Source organism: Salinirubellus litoreus (assembly GCF_037335815.1).
GTDB lineage: Archaea > Halobacteriota > Halobacteria > Halobacteriales > Haloarculaceae > Salinirubellus > Salinirubellus litoreus.
Genome location: NZ_CP147842.1, coordinates 84,719 through 103,550, shown reverse-complemented (window position 1 = coordinate 103,550; position 18,832 = coordinate 84,719). Strand labels below are relative to the sequence as shown.

The 18,832-nt window shown below is 59.9% G+C and carries 14 protein-coding genes and 2 pseudogenes; 10 read left to right on the top strand and 6 right to left on the bottom strand.

Going from position 1 to position 18,832, the window contains the following annotated elements; translation table 11 throughout:
- Positions 1 to 170: 170 nt before the first annotated feature.
- A complete protein-coding gene (locus tag WDJ58_RS23340; protein WP_338917998.1) occupies positions 171 to 824 on the top strand; it encodes a methyltransferase domain-containing protein in 654 nt (217 codons plus the stop codon).
- 58 nt (positions 825 to 882) lie between these two features.
- On the opposite strand, the gene WDJ58_RS23335 is transcribed toward WDJ58_RS23340, so the two are convergent.
- The 6 genes and pseudogenes from WDJ58_RS23335 to WDJ58_RS23310 form a co-directional block, all read right to left on the bottom strand.
- Complete coding sequence (locus WDJ58_RS23335) at positions 883 to 1,647, bottom strand: universal stress protein (RefSeq protein ID WP_338917997.1); 765 nt, start codon at positions 1,645 to 1,647, stop codon at positions 883 to 885.
- A 5-nt stretch (positions 1,648 to 1,652) separates the two neighbouring features.
- Positions 1,653 to 2,297, bottom strand: a complete 645-nt coding sequence (locus WDJ58_RS23330) for a hypothetical protein (protein ID WP_338917996.1) — start codon at positions 2,295 to 2,297, stop codon at positions 1,653 to 1,655.
- A gap of 180 nt (positions 2,298 to 2,477) precedes the next feature.
- A complete protein-coding gene (locus WDJ58_RS23325) occupies positions 2,478 to 3,914 on the bottom strand; it encodes an APC family permease (RefSeq protein WP_338917995.1) in 1,437 nt (478 codons plus the stop codon).
- 43 nt (positions 3,915 to 3,957) lie between these two features.
- Positions 3,958 to 4,611, bottom strand: coding sequence for a potassium channel family protein (locus WDJ58_RS23320; RefSeq protein ID WP_338917994.1), 654 nt, complete (start codon positions 4,609 to 4,611; stop codon positions 3,958 to 3,960).
- Between the two features lie 202 nt (positions 4,612 to 4,813).
- Positions 4,814 to 5,632, bottom strand: a complete 819-nt coding sequence (locus tag WDJ58_RS23315) for a universal stress protein (protein ID WP_338917993.1) — start codon at positions 5,630 to 5,632, stop codon at positions 4,814 to 4,816.
- Positions 5,633 to 5,749: 117 nt separating this feature from the next.
- A pseudogene (locus WDJ58_RS23310) lies at positions 5,750 to 7,561 on the bottom strand (SLC13 family permease).
- Positions 7,562 to 7,689: 128 nt separating this feature from the next.
- Here WDJ58_RS23310 and WDJ58_RS23305 point away from each other — a divergent pair.
- From WDJ58_RS23305 to WDJ58_RS23260, 9 genes and pseudogenes are all read left to right on the top strand, one after another.
- Positions 7,690 to 7,839, top strand: a complete 150-nt coding sequence (locus WDJ58_RS23305; RefSeq protein ID WP_220581931.1) for a DUF7557 family protein — start codon at positions 7,690 to 7,692, stop codon at positions 7,837 to 7,839.
- 26 nt (positions 7,840 to 7,865) lie between these two features.
- Positions 7,866 to 8,461: pseudogene (locus WDJ58_RS23300) on the top strand (DUF5828 family protein).
- Between the two features lie 486 nt (positions 8,462 to 8,947).
- A complete protein-coding gene (locus tag WDJ58_RS23290; protein WP_338917990.1) occupies positions 8,948 to 10,162 on the top strand; it encodes a CBS domain-containing protein in 1,215 nt (404 codons plus the stop codon).
- Positions 10,163 to 10,360: 198 nt separating this feature from the next.
- Positions 10,361 to 12,229, top strand: coding sequence for a cation:proton antiporter (locus WDJ58_RS23285; RefSeq protein ID WP_338917989.1), 1,869 nt, complete (start codon positions 10,361 to 10,363; stop codon positions 12,227 to 12,229).
- Positions 12,230 to 12,400: 171 nt separating this feature from the next.
- Positions 12,401 to 13,282, top strand: coding sequence for a universal stress protein (locus tag WDJ58_RS23280; RefSeq protein WP_338917988.1), 882 nt, complete (start codon positions 12,401 to 12,403; stop codon positions 13,280 to 13,282).
- Positions 13,283 to 13,431: 149 nt separating this feature from the next.
- Complete coding sequence (locus WDJ58_RS23275; protein ID WP_380661979.1) at positions 13,432 to 16,161, top strand: cation-translocating P-type ATPase; 2,730 nt, start codon at positions 13,432 to 13,434, stop codon at positions 16,159 to 16,161.
- 475 nt (positions 16,162 to 16,636) lie between these two features.
- Positions 16,637 to 16,801 (top strand): hypothetical protein, encoded by a 165-nt coding sequence (locus WDJ58_RS23270; RefSeq protein WP_338917986.1) that lies wholly within the window; start codon positions 16,637 to 16,639, stop codon positions 16,799 to 16,801.
- Positions 16,802 to 17,386: 585 nt separating this feature from the next.
- Positions 17,387 to 17,848: a pyridoxamine 5'-phosphate oxidase family protein gene (locus tag WDJ58_RS23265; protein ID WP_338917985.1), complete on the top strand. Its 462-nt coding sequence runs from the start codon at positions 17,387 to 17,389 to the stop codon at positions 17,846 to 17,848.
- 262 nt (positions 17,849 to 18,110) lie between these two features.
- Positions 18,111 to 18,746, top strand: coding sequence for a helix-turn-helix domain-containing protein (locus WDJ58_RS23260; RefSeq protein ID WP_338917984.1), 636 nt, complete (start codon positions 18,111 to 18,113; stop codon positions 18,744 to 18,746).
- Positions 18,747 to 18,832: the final 86 nt, after the last annotated feature.

Here is an 18,832-nt window from a genome sequence, read left to right as displayed (position 1 = left end):
CAGGGACGTCTGTCCGTCCGTTGGCGGCGTCTAGTCGAGCAGTCGTCGTCGGAATCTGTTCTCCCAGGGCGGACGCAGAGTGTGGTATTTTCCTTCGATTGCAACTCGATAGCACGTTCCGAAAATCAGCGCGCCGCCTCCAGTCAATGACCACTCTGCCCAAACCAGATGTGTCCAACGAAACCGTCGTCGAGACGTATCACCGGTTGGCGGCACTGTACGACTGGTTCATCACACCGTTGCAAGCGGGCACACGGCAGCGGGCTTTGGACGTGCTCGCTATCGAATGTGGGGAACACGTCGTGGAGGTCGGATGTGGACCCGGGCATGCAGTAGTCGCGCTCGCCGAGCGAGTCGGCCCAGAGGGAGCCATCGTCGGGCTCGATGCCGCAGCGAGTATGGCGAATCGGGCCCGCAGGCGGGCCGTTCGAGAGGGAGCAAAGACGCACATCGAGATCTGTCTCGGAGACGCTCGATCACTCCCGTTTCGAGCGAACGTCGCCGACATCGCTTTTATCGAGGACACGTTAGAACTGTTTGCGGAAGACGAGATACCGACAGTTGTCGGGGAACTCAAGCGCATCCTCCGGCCGGATGGTCGGCTCTGTGTCGTGACGATGGAACGGGCTGGCGCTGAAGATGACCTGTTCGTGCGAGCGTACGACTGGCTGTTCGAACGGGTTCCGGGCTACGAACGGTTCGGGTGTCGACCGATTTACGCCTCTCGAACGCTTGAAGAAGCGGGATTCGTGGTTGAACGACAAGAGCATCTCCATCGGGCGTGGGTATGGCCAGTCGAAATCCTGATTGCTCGACCGATGTAACGTTCTTCGCGCCGTTCATGGCGCAGTTCCCCGTGCCGCAGCCGGGGTATGTACCGGTTCACTCCAGTGCTTCCCCGCCATCCTCGTCTTCCTCTTCTTCAGTCGGAAGCTTCCGGATTATCAACACCGGCCGGTCGGTCCGTTTGATGAGTTGACCTGGCACGTCACCGATGACTTGCTCGATGAGCGACGGCTCAGACTCGCCGATGACCAGCACGTCGTGATTGGCCGCGGCATCGACGATATCGTCAACAGGAGTGTCGGATTCGAGGCTCACTGTGTCGATACGGTCGGCGTCGACACCGGCGTCGAGCAGTTCGTCGCCTGCGCCCCTGAGCATGACTTTCCCGGCCTCGGTGTCCTCGTCGGCTTCTGCGGCATGCAGGAGCGTGACAGTCGCCTCGCTATCCGTCAGCAAGACGCCGACGACCGAGAGAATCGCCGAGAGGTTGACATCGGCCCGGATCGCCACGAGGATACGCTCGACCCGCTGAACGGCTCTGGGGACCAAGACGACCCCGCAGTCGTACTCGTCGGCGAGCCGGTCGATCGTCGTCGACCGATCCCGGGTGAAGACGACGACCGTCTCGACCGCCGTGTCGGTGTCCTGGAACTCGGCTGCGATGGCCTCGATGCGCTCGATCGCCTCGTCCTCGTGGGCCTCCTGGAGCTGTTCGGGGGGCGTCTGGTCGGGGACGGGATACCAGCCACCGAGGACGATCCGGGCGGGTTCGAGGAGTTCGAGGAGCTGCGGGTCGGGCCGCTCGTCTGTCGAAACGTCGACGGGCACGAGCACCGACGGCCTGTTGCTGTTCTCGGGCATCGAAATCATCGCTCCTTGCGGACCACGAGGACTGCTCGTCCGGTTCGGGCGTGGATCCGATCCGGCAGTTCGCTGAGGACGCGCTCGGCGAGTGACGGCTCCTCCTCGCCCATGATGACGAAGTCGTGTTCGTCGGCCAGTTCGAGCAGGTCGGTCGTCTGGGTCTCGGCGGTCGGCTCGCGCCAAGTGATGCGGTTTCGTTCGAGGCCCCGTTCGGTCAGCCAGTCAGTCGCACCGCGAAGCAGGAGTTCCGAGATGGCGCTCCCTTTCTCAATGCTCTCGGAGTGAAACAGCGTCACGTCGGGATCGGTCTCTTCCAGCAAGAGGCCGACCACCTCGAGGACCCTGAACATGTTCTGCTCGTCCTTCAGTGAAACGAGGACGTCGCTTAAGTCTCCGACGGACCCCGGGACGAGCACTGCGTCGCAGTCGTGCTCGTTAGCCACGCGGTCGATCGACGTGACGTGGTCTCGTGTGAATACCAGCACCGACTCGACATCGGTTCCTTGCTCCACGAACCGGCGGACGACCGGTTCCATCGCATCCTTCGCCTCCGTCTCGTGGGCCTCCTGGAGCTGTTGGGGAGCGGCCTGATCGGGCACCGGGTAGTGACCGAGCACGACGATGTGGAGTGGTTCCAGGAGGTCCACGAGTGCCTGTGGTGGGTCCTCCGGGGCCGATGCGTCGATGGGGGATCAGCAGGGTGGGATCTTCAATCATGAGTGGTGGGTGATGTCCAGCGGGTGCGGGCGGTGCGTGCGTGACCGGTCAAACGCGGCTGTCCGCCGCCCATTCCCGACGTACGGCGTCCAGCTGTCAGCCATCCTCCGCTACCTCCTCGGCACGTTTCGCCGGGGCGTCGAAGTCGAACTCCACCTCGACTTCAATCTCGAGCGGGACCGCGCCGCGGTACATCGCCAGCGCGCTGGTGTCCACAACGCGGCGGCGGACATAAGTACGTACCAGACGATGCCCCCGACGACGAGTCCGGCGGCCAGCAGTACTTCCGGCAGTTCCATGAATCCGATGAGAGCGAACGAGAGGACGGCACCCAGTGCCGGGACCGCCGGATAGAATGGCACTTCGAAGTCCGGATCGTAGCCGCCGGCGCGGGTCTCCCGGAAGACGATGAGCGAGACGTTCAATAGGCCGTAGACCAGCAGGTGCAGGACGCTCCCCGCCCGTGCGAGGCTGTTGACCTCCCCTACGACGATGAACACGAGAATGAGCCCACCGGTCAGCAGGATAGAGCGGTGTGGCGTGTCGAACCGCTCGTGGATGGCCGAGAGTCGGTCGTCCATCAGGCCGTCCCGGCCCATTGCGTAGTTGATACGAGAAGCCGACAGTACCGACGCGTTCGCCGACGAGGCGGTTGCAAGCAGCCCGCCGAAGGTGAGCAGACCGACGCCGACGACGCCGCTCCCGAACGCGCCGAAGACGACGGCCGCACCGTCCGCGATCGCCGTCCCGGAGCCGGCGATGGCAGCGCGTTCGACGACGCCGAGCAGGATGACCATTGACACCGCGTAGACGGCCGTGACCAGGAGAACGCCGCCGACCATCGCTCGCAGGAGGTTCGTTCCGGGCTGCTTGATCTCCCCGGCGACGGTCGCCACCTGGGCGAACCCGAGGTAGGAGACGAACACCAGCGCGGTGGCGAGGAACACCGATTCAGGGCCCTCGGGAAACAGGGGGCGGAGCGTCGCGACGTCAGCCTGGGTCACCCCGAGGAGGATGAACAGGCCGAGGATTCCGAGTAGTACGATGACGATGACGTTCTGTAAGTCGCCGGTTCCTTTCGTGCTGAGGTAGTTGACGCCGATGAAGAGGACGGCGGCGACGAGTCCGCCGAGCTGGGGCCCGGAGAGCGGCAGGGGCCCGATGCCGAGGGGTGGGAGTATCCCGCTCACCAGCGGCGCGACGTAGTTGCCGAACCCGACCGCGTAGAACGCCGTCGCGAACGCCAGCCCGAGCCAGTTGCCCAGCCCGGCGATACTCCCGAAGACGGGCCCCAGCCCCCGATTGATGAAGTGATACGGGCCACCGGAGGCCGGCATCGCAGTGGCGAGTTCGCTCGCCGAGAGCGCGGTCAGAACGGCGAGCCCGCCCGCGGCCACGAACGCAACGGCTGCCGCGGGGCCGGCGAGGGCGGCCGCCGGACCGGGGAGGACAAAGATGCCCGCGCCCACCATGGTTCCGACGCCGATGGTCAAGGCCTCCCTGAATCCGAGCGTGCGTTCGAGTTGGGTCTCGGTCCGGCTCGCCATTACATGTCGAGATGCAGACGGAGCGTAAAATAGTCCCCCAGGATTAGCCGCGGAAGAGGTTCAGCACCTCGTCAAGGACGTCAGGTTCCACGCCGACGATATAATACTCGCCGGGTTCAAGCTCCATATCGGCACGTGCGATCTGTGTTCGGTTCCGATCCGAGATGACAAGGCTCCCTTTCGGGAGGCTGATCTCCGCGAGCGTATGTCCGGCGACCGGGGCGTCCTCGGCCACCTTGATCTCCAGAATTTCGAGGTCGTGGTGGGTGCCGATAATGGTCCGCACTTCGTCGCCAGAAAGGATGTCCGCGGCCGTGTTCGCGCTGAGTTCTTGGGGCAGGATCGTCGCGTCGGCAATCTCGTCGTACTCGTCCTCGGTCCCTGTGCCGGTTCGAGCGAGAGTTCGGATGTGCGGTGCGATTCGCTTTGCCTCCATACAAATCGCGAGGTTGGTCCCGGGTTCATCGGTCAACGCGGCGATGGCGTCAGCCCGCTCGAGATCCGCCTGCTCGAGAATCGAGGGCGCTGTCGCGTCCCCTTGCAAGACCATCGCGACGTATTCATCCGCGACCTCCTCTGACCGAGCCTCCTCTTTTTCGATCAATACGATCTCGTATCCGCGGTCTGCGAGCTCCTGTGCGGTTCGTAATCCAATACGGCCGCCGCCGGCGATGACGATACGTTTCGTGTCTGGCATGGATTTCTCCCTATATTGGCTTACTCGAGGGTAGACCGTCGCTCTCGGCCTCCTCGAATATTCGACTAGGCCACATTTCAACTCCCCCGTCATTCCAGCGATTCAGGAATCCGATACTGTGGACTGCTCAGGCCCATATTTTACAGTATTAGGCGCAATGGACCGTGACTATTACTGACGTGGGTGCGGCGTTTGACCGAGGCTAGCCGGTGATAGTGACCGGCCGCTCGGCCGAGAGCATTACGTCCTGCGTGATGCTCCCCATGAGTACTTCCTGGAGCCCCGACCGCTTGCGCCCGCCCATGACGATGCTGTCGGCATCGCGTTCCGCTGCCACGTCGAGTATCTTCCGGGCCACCTCACCCCCGATGGCGACACGGTCGACTGGGACCTCCTCGTCTTCGAGGGCATCGGCCGCCTCGACGGCCGCGTCGATCTCCTCGAACGTGTGGGGAGGGGCCCCCTTGTAGTCCTGGTGACGGAACACGACGAGCACCGTCGCTTCGACCGTCTCCGCCGCCTCGGGCAACCCGGCAACGTACGCCGCTTGATGATGGGCGCGTTCCACGTCGGCGTCGACCGGGACGAGAACCTGTCGGATTCCTTCGCTGGGCACGGCCGTCTCACTCGTGATGGTAACCGGCCGCTCGGCCGAGAGCATAACGTCTTGGACCGTGCTACCGAGAAGCACGCGGGAGACACCTGACCGCTTGCGCCCACCCATAACGATCTCGTCGGCCTCCAGTCCCTCAGCGGAACGGACAATCTGGTCCGAGATGCCACCGTCGTCCACGGTTCGGGTCACGGAAACACCCTCGCCTTCGAGAAGGTTGGCCGCCCCGACAGCCGCATCGATATTCGAGAACTCCACCGCGTCGGCGTCGCTGAACTCATCGGGGGGCACCACGTACAGCACCGTCGCCTGGACATCGTCGGTGGCGTTCGGAAGCTGTGACACGTACTGTGCTTGGTGGAACGCGCGTTCCTCACTTCTGTCGACCGGAACAAGTACCCTATACATCACATTCAGACATAGTGTTTATTAGCCTATAATCTCGTCAGTATTTCCCATAGGACGATAACTGCTGAATTCAGGAACAGTGACGCCGAACCGAGGAGTCAGAGATCCTGAGCAAATTTACAGTCCCCAGAACGTGGCGATCCCGAGGGTCGTGACGATGGCCAGGTTCACCTGAAGCGGCCCGCCGACCCGGGCGTAGTCGATGAACTCGTATCGACGAGGGCCATAGACGAAGAGGTTAGTTCGATCCCCGATCGGCGAAATAAACGCCGTACTGGCCGCGAACGTGACTGCGAGGACGAACGCGAATGCGTTTGCTTCCAACCCGGCGGCCGCGTCGACAGCGACGGGGATGAGCAACACGACGCTGGCCTGGTTGCTAATAAGGTTGGTCATCGCAGTGGTCAGCAGATAGAACAGGCCGAGAACGGTGATTGCGGGCAGGAAGTCAGCCGTCGAGCCGACGACCGTACCGAGCAGATCGGCACCGCCCATCTCCGACAGCGCTCTGCCGATCGGGATGACGCCGGCCAGGAAGAAGATCACGTCCCACTGGACGGCCTCGTAGGCCTCCCCCGGCTTGACGATTCCAGTCACAATCATCATCATGACGCCGCCAAGTGCGGCGACCATGACCGGAGGTTGCCGAGTGCTGTCACTCCGACGACCGAGAGCACGACGCCGACTGCGATCGGGAGTTTCGACGACCGGAACTGCTGGAGGGCGAGTTCGCCAGCCACGATCACGTTCGGATCGTCCGCAAGTCGGTCGACGGTGTCCGGTTCAGACTCGATAAGGAGTAGGTCGCCCGGACGGATTCGATACTCTGTGAGGCGTTCGTAGGCGGTCTCACTGCCACGGCGGATGGCCAGAACAGCCGTCTGATACTGGTCTTGAAACCGTGACGACTCGACCGTTTCACCGACGAGATCGGACCCGGCGGTGACGACGATTTCGTTGAGCGTTTGCCCGGGGCCGAGCGCGTCGAGACCACTTGGCGGCGTGACTTCCGGAACGAACTCGATCCCGTTCTACTCGTGTAGCGTCCATAACGCGTCTTCCGTGAACCGGATCGTGAAGGTGTCCCCCTCCCGTATCGTCATCGACAGTCTCGGCTCTCGATGATAGGCACCAGCACGAATCAGTTGGGTGACGTTCGCTTCGAAGTCGACCTCTTCGAGCGCTTCCCGGATCGTGGAGCCGACGAACGGTGATTCGTCGCCCACGATCACCTCGGTGAGAAACTCCTCCTGTTGTGTCGTTTCGAGCTTACTGCGGGGCGTCACGTGAGACGGAGCAAGCCAGTATCCGACCGTAAGGAGGTGCACCCCGGTGACGAGAAACACCACGAGACTGAGGTGGGTGAACTCGAACATCGAGAACGCGTGCAAGGAGTGATAGTCGGTGGCAAGTCGAATCGCCATGTCGCTGGCCAGAAGGTTCGTGGACGTTCCGATGAGCGTGAGCATCCCACCGGCCATCGACGCGTAGGAGAGCGGAATGAGCAACTTTGACGGCGATGTCCCGTTCTCGTGAGCAATATCGCTCGCCATCGGCAACAAGACGGTGACGGCAGCAGTGTTCTTGATGATTTTCGAGAGCGGGCCGACGAGCCCGACCGTTGCGCCGAGTTGCCCTTGTTCGCTCTCCCCGTGTAGGAGGCGACTGTCTTTTCGAGACGCTGAATCGCACCCGTCCGACGGACGCCTTCGCTTAGGATCATCATTGCGAGAATCGTGATCGTTGCCGGGGTCGAGAATCCGAAGACCCCTCGCGCGGCGAAACGCCCGTCCACGAACCGAGTATCATAAGCGTGACCATGATCCCGATCGCTGTGACGTCGATCGGGACCGGCTCGGTGACGAACAAAACGAAAGCGACGAGAATAAGCAGAAAGACAAGAACCGTTCCAACAGTCACTGCAGGCATCGATATATGCTGATATCATGATGGGAGTTGGATGTACTGGTCGACGATTACTATCTAGCGGGAATAGCTGTCGGGGTATTTAGACATCGACCACGATAGAGGAGACGCTGAAACAGTACTCCCCGATCATGACCTACACGCTCGAAATCAGCGACGAACTCAAAGACCGACTGGACGACCACCTCGAAGAGGACGAATCGTACGAGGAGTTCATCACGGAGTTAGTTTCCATCTACGAGACGGAAGGGGAATTCCTCCAAGAGGGATATTCGGAGTGAGTCACCGTTCGAGGTGAACGTCCGCTATGGAAGAGCGCGTCTCCGGCTTTCGTGTCCGCGGATCGTGGGATGAGGTCGTCGCACACGGTGAGCGGATCGCCCGAGCGTTGCGAGAGAGCGACGTCGATGGGGACGCACTCGCCGAGTGGGACGACTGGCGGCCGAAAGCCCACGAAGAACTCGGCGAGGAAGTGAGCGAGAAGACCGTCGAACAGGCTCGCATCGAAGAAGGTGCTGGCGAACAGGCAGGACAGGCAGCTAGAGAGAATCTCGAACGGGCAAGCGAGCATGCCCTCGAATCGCTCGAGAAGGCCAAAGGGGATGGCCCTGAAGACATGCTCGAAAAGTGGGAGGACGCCATCGAACATGGGCTTCGTGCCGTCGACACGACCACTAGAAAGGCCATCCGCACGTTCGAACGGTGGTCTACGAGCAGGTCATGACCCGATTTACGCCGTATTACTTCGATAACGATCTCGTGAGTGCGAACATTCGCGAGGCAACGAGGTCGGAAAACGGTACTGAGTTCGCCTTCGAAGTGAACGTCAACGACGACCAACTCAAGCAAGAAGTCAGCCAGCGACTCAGCACGGCAGAGAACGCCGAGTGGGAGAAATCGTGACCCTACAGGACCGCACATCGTGGACTGAACCGGATAACATCGAGACGGCCGTCGAAGACATCCGTTCTCGGACACACGAACTGGAACACCCCGAGGATCTGGATCGCTTCGTCGAGCGGTTCGGTGATCGAACGTACGTATTGCTCGGCCCGGACCTGTACCCGTGGGGATTCTGAGAATAATTCTCCAGTCGGACGCTCGATAGAGCCATTGTACTGGGTGTCGTCGTACTGTCTTCGAGCTACCCGTCTGATCTCTGGAGCCCTCTCTGACACCGATACACTGCCGAATATATCGAACAAGAGGGTCATACGGGATGGTGATGATATCTGGGGCTCGTCGCGGCATGACCCCTGTACGTTGCTTTCCAGATATCGAGAACGACCAGCGAGCACTTGTGAACCCATACCGAAATATCATCTATCGGCAGCGCACTTGCGACCGAATCGACCGACATCCAACCAGAGCGGACATACACTCACAGCCATGGACATTGCCGACATCGTCTCGGAAGACTACGTAGAATTCGCCCCGGATACGCCCGTCTCGAAACTCGTCGGGACGTTCGATGATCCCACAGTCAAGGGTGTCGTGGTACGCGGCGACGTGTTCGAGGGGATCATCACCAGGAGACAGCTCGCCACCTCACATCATCAGCCTAACGAGAAGATCGGGTCGCTGGTCTGGCACGTTCCCCGACTTGTCCCCGACGAGGACGTCCGCAAGGTCGCCCAGCTCATGATCGACAGCGATACACGGCTCCTTCCGGTCTTCGACGGGGGTAAGCTGGTGGGCGTCGTCACCGTCGGCGCGATTCTCGAGAAGGTCCAGCCGTTTCTCGACGCGGCGACCGTCGCTGAGGCTTACACTGCTGATCTCGTCACGCTCGATCCGGCATCGACCTTCGGTGAAGCGCTCCACGTCTTCCGAGAAAATCGGATCACCCATCTCCCGGTCGTCGAGGACGGTACAGCGATCGGTATCCTGAGCCTCTACGACGTGACCGCTCTCACGGTTCGCTCCACGACGCAGAGCCAGGGGGGCGATGCAGGCGGGACGGATTCGTTCGGTGGGGACGTCTCCGCCAGTACCGGACGGGCTCACGGTGGCTTCGGTGCCCGGGAGGGGGAACTCGCCCGTATCCTCGATCTCCCGGTCCGAGACGTCATGGTCTCCCCGGTACACACCATTCATCCGGAGGCGACACTCGAGACGGCTGTCGAAGAAATGTTCGCTATCGACGGATCGTCGCTCGTCGTCACTGAAAACGGCCGGCCGTACGGGGTCGTCACGAAAACGGATGTCCTCGATTCGCTCACGTGGGAGGCCGGTGGCAATCGGGCCGGCCAGATCTACGGCACTGATCTACTGGACGACGTGCGATACGAGGACGTCGTGGCGATGGTCGAGAAGTTCGACGACCGAGACCACGGGATGAGTGTTCTGGACGCAAAGATCCACCTCCACGAGCACGACGAGAAACTCCGGGGAACGCCCCTCTTACTCGCTCGCATCCGACTACACACTGACCGAGGGCTGTACATCGCCTCCGGAGAAGGCTATGGGGCGAGTCACGCACTCAACGAGGCGCGAGACGTGCTCGAGCGACAGATACGTGACCGCAAGACGTACGGTGAGAGCAAGAAACCTCCGAGCGAGGAGTTCTGGGAGAAGCGGTTCGGCTGGATGCTCGAGGGATGACCGATAGTTTCCGCTCGTGGGAGGATCGTATCACTCTCCGGGCTTCCGTCGGCAGGCGAGTGAGGATCGTACTCTTTCAGCGATGACGCCACCGTTTGATTTGAAAGACACTTTGTAGACAGGTGTTTCTGTAGTTCATGGAGCGATCGCAGTGTTCTCGTCTACCAGCGATTCCCCAATCCCCTGTGGCTCCCCACCATGAGTGCCGCAGTCGATATCATCCAGATCGTCGTGACGATCATGGGGTTAGGCGCCGCTGCGCAAGTCCTCGCAGATCGACTCCGGATCCCGAGTGTCGTCTTTTTGATCCTTGCAGGCGTCATCGTCGGGCCGGAGGGGCTCGGTCTCGTCACTCCCGCAATCTTCGGAAACGCGCTCCAGGCGATCGTCGGGTTGAGCGTCGCGATCATCGTGTTCGAGGGGGCCTTCCACCTTCGCATCGACCGGATTCGCAGTGCGCAGCGAGAGACGCTTCGACTGATCACGTTCGGGGCGTTCGGGTCACTTGTTGGGACGGCCCTCGTCGTGCACTACATTCTCGGGGTGCCGTGGGACGTCGCGTTCCTCATCGGAGCGCTACTCATCGCAACCGGCCCCACCGTGATTACCCCAATTATGAACGTCGTTCCCGTCCGTGAACGCGTCGCCTCGACGCTCGAAACGGAAGGCGTTGTCAACGACGTCACGGCGGCCATCCTGGCGATCGTCATGTTTGAGTATGTCGTAAGGGGGTCACACGGATTACCGACGCTCGTCCGGGAATTCGCCGTCCGGTTCGGCCTCGGGATCCTCGTCGGGACGACGGTGGCAGGCGTCCTGTGGTACGTTCTTCGATACGGGAGGCAGGCGGTCGAGAATGCACCTCAGAACGCTCGCCTGATGGTACTCGTATCTTCGTTGACGATGTACGGGATTGCCGAAGTGCTGGGGGCAGCGTTTGGGGCGTCGGAAGCCGGTATCGCTGCAGTCGCGACTGGTGGATTCCTCCTCGGCAACGCGGACATCCCCTACCGGGACACGATCCAGCAGTTCAAAGGTGACGTCTCGATTCTCGTGATCGCGTTCGTGTTCATCACGCTCGCGTCGTTGCTCTCGCTCCGGGATTTCCTCGAACTGGGTGTCGCCGGCATCATCGCCGTTATCGCCATCGCCGCCATCATTCGGCCAGCAGTTGTTCTCATCAGTACCGTCGGTGACCGACTGACCGTTCCCGAACGGCTCTTCATCAGTGCACTCGGCCCTCGAGGGATCATTCCCGCAAGCGTTGCGACGCTGTTCGCGCTCGAACTCCAGTCGACGAACCCGACTGCGGCGACGACGCTGATCGGCACGGTCTTTCTCGTCATCTTCGTGACCGTCGTGTTTGAAGGCGGGCTGGCCCGTCATATCGCCCAGACACTCGACGTGATCCCGATGCGTGCGCTCATTGTCGGCGGTGGACGAGTCGGACGAGAGCTCGCAGAACGACTCGAACGCCGGGGGGAAGAGGTCGTCATCATCGAGAGCGACCAACAGGTGGTCGAGGAGTTGCGCCGGGCGGGGCATACGGTTCACAACGGCGATGGAACTGAACAGCAGGTTCTCGAGAAGGCTGGTATCGAGAACGCGAAAATCGTCGCACTGGCGACGAGAGACGACGACGTGAATCTCCTCGTCGGACAACTCGCGAGAAACACGTACGACGCCGAGACCGCGGTGGCCCGCGTGAATGAGCCCTCGAATCTCGACGCGTTCGAGGATATCGATATCGAAGCGATCTCGACGTCAATGTCGGTCGCGTGGTCGATGGACAACGTCATCGAGCGCCCCGGAATCTCACAGTGGATGCGGGAACTCGACCGGGACGGCGACGTTCAGGAGGTCGAAGTCACATCGAAAGAGCACGCCGGAAAGACGGTGTCTGAATTGACAGACGAGCTACCGGAGGGGTGTCACCTGGCACTGATCAGTCGGGACGAGGCGAACCGACTCCCGGAGCCCGACGATCAGATCGAGATGGGCGACCACTTGACGTTCATCGGTCGGAGAGAGGCCGTTCGCGATGCGATCGCGTATTGTACAACGTAACACGGAGAACAAGTGATAGCCATTCAAAGAGAACTCCGATTTCGTCGAGAAACGGTTCCAACTGACGGAAGCGGAATAGGGGGAGGGACAGCGTACAGCCGATACCCTCCGTTTGTCATCAGGTGATAATATCGCGCCCGCTTTTTGTGTGTCCGCACTGTCGTTGAAGTCGTGTTCGAGGAGATTCTCTTTCCCACCGACGGGAGTGACGGGGCAGCATTCGCGTTCGATCACGTATTAGATCTCGCAGCCCGCCACGACGCGACAGTACACATCCTCAACGTTGCAGATACGACGCAGAATGGTCTTCTGGAGATTCGAGGCGACGATGTTGATGCCCTCGAACAGGAGGGGGACCGAATCGTCCGCGAGGCAGCTGAGCAAGCTGACAAACGGGGGGTAGACACCGTGACTGACGTTGTCCGGGGCGAACCGTATCGCGAAATCGTCGACTATGCCGAAAAACACGGACTCGATCTCGTCGTGATGCCGACGCATGGTCGCCGCGGGCTCGAACGGTTCCTGCTCGGGAGCACCAGCGAGCGGGTCATCCGTCGGGCGGACGTCCCCGTGCTCACGATGCGGCCCGACGACGATGTCACGATCTCTCACCCCTATCAGGACATCCTCGTCCCGACCGACGGGAGTGACTGTGCGAACCAAGCGCTCGCCATCGGCGTCGATATCACGGATGCCGAAGACGCAGCACTGCATCTCCTCACTGCGATTGCAATAACGACCTTGGGAGTCGATGTCCGTCCTGATATCCAGATGAGGATGTTGGAAAAAAGTGCCCACGAACTCCTTGAGGGGGCCGCGGCGTTCGCGGACGACGCTGGTGTCGAGCCAGCGTCAACATCGGTCGAATATGGCCCCTCGATTCACCAAGTGATCCTCACCTATATCGACGAACACGATATTGACCTCGTCGTGGTCGGCACTCACGGGCGAACTGGCTTCGACCGATACGTCCTGGGGAGCGTCACTGAGTATCTCGTTCGCACGTCGCCGATTCCGGTACTGACGGTCCGAGCGCCCAACACCGACACATAGGCGTTCACGGAGCGTACAGAGAACAAGAGGCGCACTCCGGGAGCGTTTTGTGCAATGCCGGTGTCTCGTCGCGTACCTGTAACACGCGGTCGATCGGAGTTGGACGAGTTCAGCGTAGAACCGAGCCGCGTGTGGCGTCCCTCGACAGTATGACTCGCTCCAATTCGGACACGATTCGCTCGCAACCCTGGCACGCAACGTCGACTGACGATGTCTTCTCAGCGTTAACGACCGACGAGACGGGGCTCTCATCTGACGAAGCGGATCGCAGACTATCGGAGTACGGCACGAACGATATCCACGACGCTGAACGGACATCAGTTCTCGATCTGCTTGTCACGCAGTTCCGCGACCCGCTCATCTATCTCCTCGTCGTGGCGGCAATTCTGTCGCTCGGTGTCGGATTTCTTCCTGGTGGCCACCCCAATTACACCGAGGCGGCGTTTATCGTCCTCATCATCGGTGCGAACGGGCTGTTCGGATTTGTCCAAGATTATCAGGCCACCCGGTCGATCGAGGCCCTTCGAGAACTCGCAAGTCCCAATGGGACCGTGGTCCGCGATAGCCAAAAACAGGTTATTGACGCAGAACAGATCGTCCCCGGTGATCTCATTCACCTCGAACAGGGAGACGCGGTTCCGGCCGACGCTCGAGTCCTCGACGCTGACGAATTGCGGACGAACGAGTCACCACTCACTGGAGAGAGTACGCCTGTCGAGAAGACGACCGGAACTGTCGACGACAACACGCCGCTGGCCGAGCGTCACAACATGGTCTACAAGAACACGACCGTCGTGAAAGGCCATGGACGCGCGGTCGTCGTCGAAACCGGCATGGAGACCGAGGTCGGTGGGATCGCGACTCAACTCGGAGAGGGTGACGACCACCAGACGCCGTTTCAGGCCGAGGTCGAACAGCTTGGAAAACAGATCGGTGGACTGGTCGTCGCGCTGATCGTCCTGGTCGTCGCTGTTCAATTTCTGTTCACCGCGACGGACTCGGTCGCGATCCTCCTCGTTGGAATCACGCTCGCCGTTGCGGGAGTGCCGGAGGGTTTGCCCGCGGTAGTGACGTTCACACTGGCGTTGGGCGCACGTGAGATGGTCGACCGGAACGCACTCGTCAGACGGCTTCCGGTCGTCGAAAGTCTCGGCTCGGTCGATGTCATCGTGACGGACAAGACGGGGACGCTCACCGAAAACCGGATGACAGTGACGCGGCTCTACGCCTCGGGCTCCGTCGTGGATCTGTCCGACTCGACTGTGCAATCAGGAAACGGAGTCCCCGAAGGCCGACAAATCGATGCTGACGGCAATGAACGTTCTCGTCCAGGAGTTGCCCCGCTGTTACGATGTGGGGCGCTCTGCAACAACGTCGACCGAACGGAAGACGAGTATCGAGGTGAGCCGACGGAGATCGCGCTCCTGCGGTTAGCGGATGAGGCGGGTATCGAGCCAACCGGAGAGCGAATCCGTGAAATTCAGTTTTCCTCGGAGCGGAAAAGGATGACCGTACTCGTCGACGATGGGGAGCTGACTGCCTATATGAAAGGGGCACCGGAAGTCGTCCTGGATCGATGTGACTCCATCCTCGAAGATGGCGAGGTGCACGAACTCACCGACGAAAAACGCCGAGAAATCCTCGACCAAACGACGTCGTTCGCAGAGGACGCGCTTCGGGTCCTGGGCTTCGCGTCGAAGACTATCGACGATCCGTCGGCCGACCCCGATCAGATCGAAGACAAAATGGTATTTCTCGGCCTGCAGGGGATGATCGATCCGCCCCGAGAGGAAGTCGAGGAGGCAATCGCTGACTGCCAATCGGCTGGCATCCGGACTGTACTGGCGACGGGTGATAACCTCACCACGGCCGAGGCCGTCGGCGAGCAGATTGGACTTGATCCCGAAGGTGCGCTCACTGGTAGTGACCTCGCCGAACAGTCGGACGACCAGCTCGCAAGCGCTGTCGAAGACGTCGATGTCTTCGCCCGAGTGACGCCAGATCATAAGGTCCGTCTTCTGAACGCGCTCCAGGACAACGGACACACCGTCGTGATGACTGGTGACGGCGTCAACGACGCACCCGCCCTCACGCAGGCGGATGTCGGGGTGGCGATGGGAGAACGCGGCACCGACGTCGCGCGGCAGGCGTCCGATATGATCCTTCGGGACGACAACTTCGCGACGATTCGTGACGCGATCCGGGAGGGACGGGGGATCTTCGAGAACGTGCGCAAGTTCGTCAACTATCTCGTCTCGACTAATACTGGTGAGGTACTGGTGGTGTTCCTCGGCGTATTGCTCGGAAGTCTCCTCTTCCCGGCCCAGTTCTCGGCGACATCAGAGGCGTTGATTTTGACGCCGATCCTGATTCTCTGGATCAACCTCGTTGCGGATACGCTTCCCGCGCTCGCGTTGGGTGCGGACCCTCACGCGGACGGCCTCATGGACCGCCCCCCTCGACCGACTGACGAGGGGGTGATCAATACCCGCGTACTCGTGTCAATACTGACAATCGCCATCCTGTTAGCAGTGGTTGGCTTGGGCATCTTCTTTCATGCCCTTGACCGCACGGGGTCGCTCCTCCGCGCTCAGTCGCTGCTGTTTACCTTCATTGTCGTTGTCGAACTGATCCGCATTCAGGTCATCCGCTCGCGGTACGACCAGACGCTTCGTTCGAATCTGTGGCTCGTCGGGGCTATCGGCGTGTCGCTCCTCGTCCACCTCGCAGTCCTGTATACACCGTTGCATGACTTCTTCCAGGTCGTTCCCCTCGCTCCTGTCGAGTGGGTGTGGATCGCAGTCGGATTCGTGGTGTTCCTCCTCCTCAATGTGGTCGTATCACGGCTGAACACGCGAATATTCGGGGATCAAACGTAGAAATAATAATATCGTCTTGTGTCCAGGTGAGGCTGTCTTGGCTGGTATCTGCGGCAGTGAAAACGTGGATTGTTGCTTCGTGTTCGGACGCTACCTGGAGCGCATCGACGGGAACCGCTTCTGTTGGAAGAAATCTCAGTTCTGACCTCTGTCTGGTCTGCCACCACGAGTAGGTCGAGAGCGCGTACGGCGAAACGACGGTCATCGGACTCGCTCTGGTATGTGAGAACTACTTTATCCTCAATCCGGAGCCGATCACACTCGAACGTCATCCATTAACCGTAGACGTAGTCGTCGCGTCGCACTTTGCCTTGATTGCAGTAGTCAAGTGGTGTTCATTTACTCCCGATCGAGACCTTTAGCGCTTCCAAGCCGGTCGGTGAGTCATCTCTGGACCGGTCATACATCGCTTTCGACGTCAGGGCCGAATGGACTCCGCTCCGGATAGAGAAAGCCGAGCAGAGATGACCGGATCATGAACCAATCCGACGACATCGAGACTGTTATCAGGCGAGTACGTGATGCCTTTGACGAGGCAGTGAACGAGGCCGAGGAACTGAGTAATCGAGCGCACGAGAGCTTCGAAGACGCGATTGACCATCCCGAACAGCGGATCGAATCTCTTCGTGGCGAGGAGTGATTGATCTCCTATCGAGTGAGGGAATCTTCCCTAGGTACTCGATCGAGCGATCGTGAAAATTCCCAGTCGAATCCCAAGTGTAAACCGAACGGGCGAAGATAGAGTGAGAACCCGACCCGATCAATCCCGGCAACATGAGGAGATCGCTTGCCGAGTGAACCGGTAGCCGAGGCTCGCGCTGACTGTCGAGACAACAGACGAGGCGTGGTTCTCATAGATTCGGAAAAGGAGCGCATCATATATCGGGAGACAACATTTCATCGTATACGATGAGTAGTGAAGAGGACAAGGAATACGTGTTCCTTTGTCCAGCGTGCGACGAATCTTTGAAGGTAAACGACTCGATGAAAGAGTCACTCGTCGATAGAGGATGTGTCATCTGTGGAACTTCCGTGACAATGGAGGCGTTCCGGAAAAACTCTACTGGGGACTCGTCTTGATTGCATTTTGCGACAACACTCTTGAGGATATCTCGACAAAATAGCGAGTCTGCCCTTCATCCAGGCCTTCTCGCTTTCCGGAGGAGGTCGAACGCCGGGGGCAGGTATTAAGGGCTGTCTCCTGTCGGTGGTCATACGGAGAACGATGACGCTGGATCAGGAAACCCAACTTTCACGAGAGGAGACGGATTCTATTCTCGGGCGCCACGAGACGGGAGTATTATCCCTGGCGCGGGAAGGCGAGCCGTACGCTATTCCCATCTCGTATGGGTATGACACCGAAGTACGTCGCTTCTATCTTCGGTTAGTTTCGACACCCGAAAGCGAAAAACGACGGTTCCTCGCATCCTCACCACACGCACGTCTCGTGGTGTATGAGGAAGACGATCCAATCTACCGGAGCGTCGTTACAACCGGGACACTCAACGAGGTTCCACGAGATGAATTGACCGTCGAACACATCGAGCAATACGGCGAGGCCAAACGACCGCTCTTCGAGATCTGGGGGGGATCTCGCCAAGATCTAGATATCCAACTGTACCAACTCGAACCGGACGAGTTGAGTGGTCGCCGTATCGAGATCGAGCGCGAGGATACCGACTCTTAATCTGTCTCGACCACGCTCGAATCGACCGCCCGGTGCTCGATTGAATGGAAGAGGGTATTCGGCTCTATCGAACTCATCATCAGTTGGTAGCATCAGTGTCGTGAGAGCACGCTGCTACTATGCACGATAGTCGGGGCTATTTCACTGCTTGATGCGACACGGTCAGTTGTTTCAGCCGCGTGCCAACGTTGACGCTGCTCCGGAGGTCTGTGGTGGCACCTGTATACTGAAGTTCCTCCATACTGTATGTTTTTGAGCCATCATGCCGTTTGGAATCCAGGCCGAAGTTGAGTTCGCTACTCCGGGCATCTGTCCGATCGTCGAACTCTCAGCGGCGGCAGAGACGACGATTGACTCGGTAGCGACGAACGTCTGTTCATCCGATTGTACGGAGAGTGTGACCGAGTTTTCGATGGGTTCAGATGGTGACTTCGAGGTAGATGCGACTCCGATTTTCTCACATGGGTCCTCAGATCGGTACCGGCTTACCCACGATGACGGTATGGACTGTCCGTGCGAATATCTCGGTCAATTCGGGTGTCCCGTCGCTCGATACGTTGCTCGGAATGGAACATTGACGATCGTGTTTCACGCGGCCGATTACGACCAACTCCAGGAGGTAATTGGCGAGCTTCGTGATCAGTTTCCCGAGGTAGATATCAAACGATTTGTCCAGTCTCCGGCCGGAGAGCAATCCCAAGATAGTGTGTTCGTAGACCGGAGCAAACTCACTCACCGACAGCTCGAGATCTTGGAAACCGCCTACGAGAAGGGATACTTCGATCGTCCACGGCGATCCAACGCGACGGAAATCGCGGCGGAACTCGATATCAATCCCTCCACATTCAGGGAACACCTCACGGCGGCGGAATCGAAAATTCTGGAAGACCTCCTCTAGAGGATGGGTGCCGCTGTCCTCGTTCCGTTCGCTCGGGTGTTGCCGGGCTTCCCTTGGCCCAAGTCGGAAGAATCCGAAGGTGTTCG